This window comes from Methyloceanibacter sp. (assembly GCF_050728395.1).
Taxonomy (GTDB): Bacteria; Pseudomonadota; Alphaproteobacteria; order Rhizobiales; family Methyloligellaceae; genus Methyloceanibacter.
Genome location: NZ_JBOHJB010000116.1, coordinates 1 through 7,681 on the forward strand (window position 1 = coordinate 1; position 7,681 = coordinate 7,681).

9 protein-coding genes are annotated in these 7,681 nt (G+C 63.5%); 3 read left to right on the forward strand and 6 right to left on the reverse strand.

The annotated features are described in order from the left end of the window. Positions 1 to 67: 67 nt before the first annotated feature. Complete coding sequence (gene leuB / locus ACREC7_RS14705) at positions 68 to 1,174, reverse strand: 3-isopropylmalate dehydrogenase (RefSeq protein ID WP_431556439.1); 1,107 nt, start codon at positions 1,172 to 1,174, stop codon at positions 68 to 70. Positions 1,175 to 1,323: 149 nt separating this feature from the next. Between leuB and ACREC7_RS14710 the strand changes: the two genes are divergently transcribed. Beyond that, positions 1,324 to 1,743, forward strand: coding sequence for a hypothetical protein (locus ACREC7_RS14710; RefSeq protein WP_431556440.1), 420 nt, complete (start codon positions 1,324 to 1,326; stop codon positions 1,741 to 1,743). A 178-nt stretch (positions 1,744 to 1,921) separates the two neighbouring features. Here ACREC7_RS14710 and leuD read toward each other — a convergent pair whose 3' ends face one another. From leuD to ACREC7_RS14725, 3 genes are all read right to left on the reverse strand, one after another. Continuing rightward, positions 1,922 to 2,527, reverse strand: coding sequence for a 3-isopropylmalate dehydratase small subunit (leuD, locus tag ACREC7_RS14715; RefSeq protein ID WP_431556441.1), 606 nt, complete (start codon positions 2,525 to 2,527; stop codon positions 1,922 to 1,924). A 151-nt stretch (positions 2,528 to 2,678) separates the two neighbouring features. Continuing rightward, complete coding sequence (locus ACREC7_RS14720; protein WP_431556442.1) at positions 2,679 to 3,293, reverse strand: hypothetical protein; 615 nt, start codon at positions 3,291 to 3,293, stop codon at positions 2,679 to 2,681. Positions 3,294 to 3,371: 78 nt separating this feature from the next. Then, entirely contained in the window at positions 3,372 to 3,869 is a 498-nt protein-coding gene (locus ACREC7_RS14725; RefSeq protein ID WP_431556443.1) for a hypothetical protein, read from the reverse strand. 215 nt (positions 3,870 to 4,084) lie between these two features. On the opposite strand from ACREC7_RS14725, the gene ACREC7_RS14730 reads away from it, so the two are divergent. Both ACREC7_RS14730 and ACREC7_RS14735 read left to right on the forward strand, forming a co-directional pair. Further along, positions 4,085 to 4,711: a tetratricopeptide repeat protein gene (locus tag ACREC7_RS14730; protein ID WP_431556444.1), complete on the forward strand. Its 627-nt coding sequence runs from the start codon at positions 4,085 to 4,087 to the stop codon at positions 4,709 to 4,711. Between the two features lie 7 nt (positions 4,712 to 4,718). Continuing rightward, on the forward strand, positions 4,719 to 5,357 hold the full coding sequence (locus ACREC7_RS14735) for a tetratricopeptide repeat protein (protein ID WP_431556445.1): 639 nt from the start codon (positions 4,719 to 4,721) through the stop codon (positions 5,355 to 5,357). 120 nt (positions 5,358 to 5,477) lie between these two features. Here ACREC7_RS14735 and ACREC7_RS14740 read toward each other — a convergent pair whose 3' ends face one another. Then, entirely contained in the window at positions 5,478 to 5,906 is a 429-nt protein-coding gene (locus tag ACREC7_RS14740; RefSeq protein ID WP_431556446.1) for a metallopeptidase family protein, read from the reverse strand. A gap of 190 nt (positions 5,907 to 6,096) precedes the next feature. Next, on the reverse strand, positions 6,097 to 7,500 hold the full coding sequence (gene leuC, locus ACREC7_RS14745; RefSeq protein WP_431556447.1) for a 3-isopropylmalate dehydratase large subunit: 1,404 nt from the start codon (positions 7,498 to 7,500) through the stop codon (positions 6,097 to 6,099). Positions 7,501 to 7,681 lie beyond the last annotated feature (181 nt).

Here is a 7,681-nt window from a genome sequence, read left to right on the forward strand (position 1 = left end):
GGACCCCCCTCCCTATCCCTCCCCCTCAAGGGGGGAGGGGAGAGCAAGCGGGACGGCCGGGTGGGGGCTAACCTATGCGGTCGAGCGCGGCAACGATGGTCTTGCCCATCTCGGCGGTGCCGATGGTGCGGCAGTCGGCTTGCGCGATATCGGCGGTGCGGTAGCCTTCATCGAGCACGAAGGCGATCGCCCTTTCTATTCTGTCAGCCGTCTCTCCCAGATTGAAGGAATAGCGCAAGCACATGGCGAAGCTCGCTATTGTCGCGATGGGGTTGGCGACGCCTCGGCCTGCGATATCCGGCGCCGAACCATGCACCGGCTCGTACAGCGCGCGGCGATGTCCGTTCGCATCGGTGGCGCCGAGCGAGGCCGACGGCAGCATGCCGAGCGAGCCGGTCAGCATCGACGCCTCGTCGGACAGCATGTCGCCGAACAGATTGTCGGTGACGATCACGTCGAACTGCTTCGGCGCGCGCACGAGCTGCATGGCGCAATTGTCGGCGAGGATGTGGTAGAGCGTCACGTCGGCGTAGCTCTCCTGGTGCAGGCGGGTCACCACCTCGTTCCACAACACGCCGGTCTTCATCACGTTGCGCTTCTCGGCCGAATGCACCTGGTTGCGGCGAAGCCGCGCGAGCTCGAAGGCGACGGCAGCGATGCGCTCGATCTCGTAGGTCTCGTAGACTTGGGTATCGACGGCGCGCTTCTGGCCGTTCCCCAGATCCTTGATCTCCTTCGGCTCGCCGAAATAGACCCCGCCGGTCAGTTCGCGCACGATCATAATGTCGAGGCCGTCGACCTGGTCGCGCTTGAGCGAGGAGGCGTCGGCGAGCGCCGGATAGCAGATGGCAGGACGGAGATTGGCGAACAGCTCGAGGTCCTTGCGCAGCCGCAGCAGCCCCGCCTCGGGGCGCTGGTCGTAAGCAACGCCGTCCCATTTCGGGCCGCCGACGGCGCCGAGCATCACCGCATCGGCGGCGGATGCGCGTCGCATGGCCGCATCGGAGATCGCCTGCCCGTGCGCATCGTAAGCGCAGCCGCCGACGAGGTCGGTCTCGGTCTCGATCTTGGCGTGCCCCCGCGCATTCACCCAGGCGATGACGCGGGAGACCTCTTCCATCACTTCGGGGCCGATGCCGTCGCCGGGCAGCAGCAGGAGCTTGTACGTTGTCATGCGCATCCGCCATTTGTTGCCGTCATGCCCGGACTTGTGCCGGGCATCCACGATTTTTCTTGCGTGTGGCAAGTCGAAAGACGTGGATGGCCGGTACAAGCCCGGCCATGACAAGAATCGATAGTGGAACTGCCTAAAGGGAGACGGAAATGCTGACAAGGGTGCTGTTCGCCTTGGTCTTGATTTGCGGGATGGCCGCGACCGCATTGGCCGAGGATGCCAAGGTGCTTGCCTTGGGGGTGACCGATCACGAGGCCACCACGGCCGAGTTGGAGACGGGTGCCGCGCTGCCCGCGCCGCTTTTCAACACACCGGCCATAGCCTATGTGCTCGCTGCCGGCCTCAAGAAGGGCGACATCGTGGAGATCGCGCTGGTCAACGAGGACAAATCCTTGCTGCACAACACGCAGACCCTCGGCGAGGACCAGGGGCGGTTTCTGCTGCAAGCGGGCAAGCGCGGGGTGCCGGCAGGCGGCTGGCCAGAAGGCACCTATCACGCCAAGGTCACCATCGCCCGCGACGGCAAGACGCTGCTCGAGCAGAGCTCCAAGCCGATCCCGTTTGAGTAAGGCTCAATGCAATGAGTCTTTCCGCTCCCCCCTTGAGGGGGAGCACGCGCGCCTACGTAGGCGCGCGGAGGGGGGTGCAGCTCGACGCGAGTCTATGAGTTGAACCCCCCTCCCTATCCCTCCCCCTCAAGGGGGGAGGGGAGAGCAAGATGCTCGTCCCGAGGAAGGCTGAAGCAGCTCAAGCCCAAGGGCGGCGGGTGCGCGAGGAGGTCTCGAAGCTGTCGATGTGCTCAGCCTTCTCCAGGGTCAGCCCGATATCGTCGAGGCCTTCGATCAGGCAGCGCTTGAGAAACGGGTCGATGTCGAAACGGATCACGCCGCCGTCTGGGCCTCTGATCTCCTGGTTGGGAAGGTCGATGGTGATGGTAGCGTTCGCCCCGCGCGAGGCATCGTCGATGAGCTTGTCGATCTCGCTCTGCGGCAAGGCAATGGGCAGAATGCCGTTCTTGAAGCAGTTGTTGTAGAAGATGTCGGCGAAGCTTGGCGCGATGACGCAGCGAATGCCGAAATCGAGCAGCGCCCAGGGCGCGTGCTCGCGCGACGAGCCGCAGCCGAAATTCTCGCCGGTGATCAGGATCGTGGCTTGGTGGTAGGGCGGTTTGTGCAGCACGAAGTGGGGATGAGGCTTGCCCTCCTCGTCATAGCGCAGCTCGGCGAACAGGCCCTTGCCAAGCCCGGTGCGCTTGATCGTCTTCAGATATTGCTTCGGGATGATCATGTCGGTGTCGACATTGATCATCGGCAAGTGCGCCGCGATGCCGGTGAGCGTGATGAATTTTTCCATCTACTGTTTGCCTAGAATTTTCGACAGTATCGGCAATATAGAGACGTGGATGGCCGGGACAAGCCCAGCCATGACAAGTGAGTGATAGAGACGCGGATGGCCGGGACAAGCCCGGCCACGGCACGAATGTGCGGCCAGACACGGCCGGCTTCTATTGCGGCGCGAGCGTCTGCGCCTTCTGCTTCGAGGCTGGCTGGGCCGGCGGCGCGCTCGCCGACTGGCTGGTGCCGCTCTCGATCAGCGTCTTGTAATAGTTGCGCATGGTCTCGCAGCGCTCGGAGCCCGGCGGATGCACCGCATCGCCCTTCAGCGTCGAGATGAAGTTGCAGATATCCTCCATGCCCACGGCGTCGAGCCAGCCCCATTTCACGCCGCGCCTGATGGCGAACAGGTCGGCCTTGGTCTCGTCAGGCCCTTCGAACTGGTGACCGCATTCATGGGAATAGACGTAAAGCTTCACCGCGGTGGAGAGCCCGCTGATCTTTTTGGTGTTGAGGATGAGGAAGCCGGGAAAGGCGCCGCCCCAACTGTCGAAATTCGAATTCAGCACCGTCGGCCGCTTGCCGCAATTTACCGACCTGCCGTCGATCTTGAGGCTGCCTTGGGGGACGAGCTTCACGTCCGGTCCGGCCTGCTTCAGATAGTCTTCGATGGTCGGGCCGCTCGGGCCGTCGAGGAAGGTGTGTTCCTGGGCGCGCGCCGGAAGCGGCTGGAACGCAAGGCTTCCGCAGGCCAAGACGCCGAAAAGCGCCCCCCCAATTCGCATTGACGCATCCCTCATGAAGCGCAGCTTACGGGGCGAACGGGCTTTGCGCAATCTGCCTGCGAGGCCCCGAATCCGGCGCTATTTGTCGCCCTCACGGGCCGTCACACCCGTCTTGCCGAAGCACTGGCGAAGCTGATTGCAGCGCGCTTGCGGGTCGGGATGCACCGGGCCGTGGCCGGCGATGTTGAACACCGCGCAAACGTCGTCGAGCGTCTGATCGTTGAGCCAGCCTTCGCGCCGCGCGCGCTTGACCGCATAGCAATCCGCCGCCGTCTCGCTTGGGCCAAGGAGGATGTGGCCGCATTCGTGATAATAGATCAGCCATTGCACCTGCCGCGGCAGTGGGTTCAGCGCCTGCATGTTGAGCATGATCACCGTGGAGGAGACGGCGAAGCCCTCGAAGTCTCTGAGCAGCGTCTGGGTGTTGCCGCAAGAGAGGCGCCGCCCGGAAATTACCAGGCGCCCTGCGGGCACGAGCTTGTCCTTCTCGATGGCAATGGCCTGAGGCTCGGGGCCTGCCACGGCAAGTGCCAGGAACAACGCAATAACGCCCCTTAAGCGGGCAGCCGACCCCATGCTCTACTTCCTTGCTGCCCTTGAGCAGTGATTTGAATGAGCCCCTGGCAACTCTGGAGGCGGGGCAGAGCCTCCGTCAACGGCAAAACGGCGGCTTGCGGGCGCTGCCTCGCATTTCAAAATCGCGTGATTGCCGCCGCGGCGTCATGCTCGTAGGCGGCATGACATGCTAGCGGTGGTATGCGACTCAGACTGAAGGATGCGGAGACGAAGCCATGGCCCGGTCGATTGGATATATGACGGCGTTGGGCGCCGGGGCCATTTTGCTCGTTCTTGCCTTGGCGGTTCCGCAGGCCTTTGCCGTCGAAGATACGGACGATAGCGGCGGCGCGAAAGCCAGCAAGGGCTGTCCCAGCGGCCAAAGGTATAGCGAGAAGAAGCACGGCTGCGTCAGGACGAGTTGCGGCACCGGGCAGGTCTGGAGCAGCGGTGTCGATGCTTGCCTCGACGGCAATTCGGCTTCTCTGAGCGATGACGACCTCTATGTTGCCGGGCGCGAGCTCGGCCAGGAAGGGCACTACGCCGAGGCGTTGAAGCTGTTCTTCCGCGTCAAGAACCGCGAGCAGGCGAGAGTGCTCAACTCGATCGGCTACTCGACGCGCAAGCTCGGCGACGTCGACAAGGGCATCGACTATTATCACCAGGCGCTCGCCATCGATCCGAACTTCACCAAGGCGCGCCAATATCTCGGCGAGGCTTATCTGCTCAAGGGCGACGTGGCCAAGGCGAAAGAGCAGCTCATGGAGATCGCCGACCGCTGCGGCGGGCCTTGCAACGACTATGAGCTTCTGGTCAAGGCGATCGCGACCTATGTCACCGAAGGTGAATCGGCAGATTGGTAGAGCGAGCATGACTGCGGCAAGAGGTTCAACGGCACTCTTTGCGGCGTTGGCGGTCCTGGTCGGGCTTCTCCTCGCCGTGCCGCGGGCTCACGCAGTCGAGGAGATGCGTCAGTTCAACAAGGACGACACAAAGCCCAGCAGGACAAAGGTCTGTCCCAAAGGTAAGCGCTACAGCGATAAAAAGCGCGACTGCGTCAAGACGAGTTGCGGAACCGGGCAAGTGTGGAGCGGCGGCGTCGAGGCTTGCCTCGACGGCAATTCGGCTTCGCTGAGCGATGAGGATCTGTACCTCGCTGCCGGCGATTTCGCGCTCGAGGCCCGCTACGCCGATGCGCTGCCGCTCCTCTTCCGCATCAAGGACCGGAACAATCCGCAGGTGCTGAACCTGATCGGCTACTCCACGCGCAAGCTCGGAGATGTCGACAAGGGCATCGACTACTACCACCGGGCGCTTGCCATCGATCCCAACTACACCAAGGCGCGGCAATATCTCGGCGAGGCCTATCTGCTGAAGGACGATGTGGCGAAGGCGAAAGAGCAGCTCATGGAGATCGCCGACCGCTGCGGCGGGCCTTGCGACGACTATGAGCTTCTGGTCAAGGCGATCGCCGCGCACGTGACGGGCGAAGCGATCGTGGGCTGGTGACGTTCGTCATTCCGGCGAACGCCGGAATCCAGCGCGCGAAGCGCAACAAAAAAAATGGATACCGGCTTTCGCCGGTATGACGACTCGCTGGGCAAGCTCCGAAACAGTCGATGCCGGGCATTAGGCCGCGGCTTCTTCCTCGATGTGATGCATGTCGGCGTCGGAAAGGCCGAAATGATGGCCGATCTCATGCACCAGCACATGGGTGACGATGTGCCCTAGCGTCTCCTCGTGCTCGGCCCAGTAGTCGAGGATCGGCCGGCGGTAGAGGAACACCATCTCAGGCATGGCGGCGGGGTCCATGACGCTTTGCCGGGCGAGATCGACGCCGTGATAGAGGCCGAGCAGATCGAATTCCGATTCGGCCGCCAGAGCGTCGAGCACCTCGTCGGTGGGGAAATCCTCGATGCGGATCACCACGTCCTTGCAGAGATCGCGGAAGCGGCGGGGCAGGCGCTGGAACGCCCGGTCGGCGATCGCCTCGAACTCGGCAAGAGACGGCGCCTGAGCGCCATGCCAATCGAGACCTCTAGCGCGGCTTGCGGCCAAGAATAATTCCCTCCTTCAGCGTGAAATCCGGCTCCGACGCAGTTTCGTGGGGCTTCAGGAAATCACGCAACGGCTGATCGCGCAGCATCTCCTTGGGCCGTGCCGAGCACCTCCAATTTGCCGCATGAGTCGATTCGCCCTAGTGGATCGCCGGGTCAAGCCTGGCGATGACGCAGAGTGGTGCAGGGGCTCAATGGTCGCGGATGTCGACGAAGCGGCCGGCGAGCGCCGCAGCCGCCGCCATCACCGGCGAGACGAGATGGGTGCGGCCGAGCCTGCCCTGGCGGCCTTCGAAATTGCGGTTCGAGGTCGAGGCGCAGCGCTCACGGGGCGCAAGCTGATCGGGGTTCATGCCGAGGCACATCGAGCAGCCGGGCTCGCGCCAGTCGAAGCCCGCTTCCTTGAAGATCTTGTCGAGGCCCTCCGCTTCCGCCTGCTCCTTCACCAGCCCTGAGCCCGGCACGATCATGGCACTGACATTCTCATGCACATGCTTGCCGTCGACGATCCGCGCCACCTCGCGCAAATCCTCGATGCGCCCATTGGTGCAGGAACCGATGAACACGCGGTCGAGCGCGATGTCGGTGATCCTCTCGCCGCCGGTGAGGCCCATATAGTCAAGCGAGCGGATGGCGGCCTTGCGCTTGGTCTCGTCGGCGATCTCCTCTGGCCGCGGCACACGCCCGGTCACCGAGATCACCTGCTCAGGGCTCGTCCCCCAGGTGACGAGCGGCGGCAGCTTCTCGGCGTGCAGCACGATCTCGCGGTCGAAGGCCGCATCCTCATCGGAATAGAGCGTCTGCCAATGGCGGAGCGCCATCTCATAGGCTCCGGCCTTTGGCGCGCGGGGACGGCCCTTGATGTAGTCGAAGGTCTTCTCGTCGGGCGCGATCAGCCCGGCGCGGGCGCCACCCTCGATCGACATGTTGCAGATGGTCATGCGCCCTTCCATGGAGAGCGCGTGCACCGCCTCGCCGGCATATTCGATGACGTGTCCGGTGCCGCCGGCCGTGCCGATATCGCCGATGATGGCGAGGATGATGTCCTTGGCGGTGACGCCGTCCTTCAGCGCGCCGTCGACGCGCACCCGCATGTTCTTGGCCTTCTTCTGGATCAGCGTCTGGGTGGCGAGCACGTGCTCGACCTCGCTCGTGCCGATGCCGTGGGCGAGGGCGCCGAAGGCTCCGTGAGTGGAGGTGTGCGAGTCGCCGCAGACGATGGTGGTGCCTGGTAGCGTGAAGCCCTGCTCGGGACCGATGATGTGAACGATGCCCTGGCGGTGGTCGAGCTCGCTGAAATACTCGATGCCGAACTCGCGCGCATTCTCGGCGAGCGTCGCCACTTGCAGCGCGGATTCAGGGTCGTCGATGCCAAAGGAGCGGTCGGTGGTCGGCACGTTGTGATCGACCACGGCAAGCGTCTTCTCAGGCGCCCGCACCTTCCGCCCAGTCATGCGCAAACCCTCGAAGGCCTGCGGGCTCGTCACCTCATGCACGAGGTGGCGGTCGATATAGATCAGGCAGGTGCCGTCCGGCGCCTCGTGCACCAGGTGCTCGTCCCAGATCTTGTCGTATAGCGTGCGGGGTTTGGCCATGGCGGGTTTTGTCGTATCGCCAAAATTCTCAATTTTCTACACGTCAGATAGCGTCTCCTAGAGGGATTGCAAACCCCATGCCCCTGGGATTTCGCGTAACGATGCCACAAACTCCCTACCTCCCCTTGATGGGGAGGTCGGCGCGCGTTGCGCGCCGGGTGGGGTGAAAAACTCATTCAGT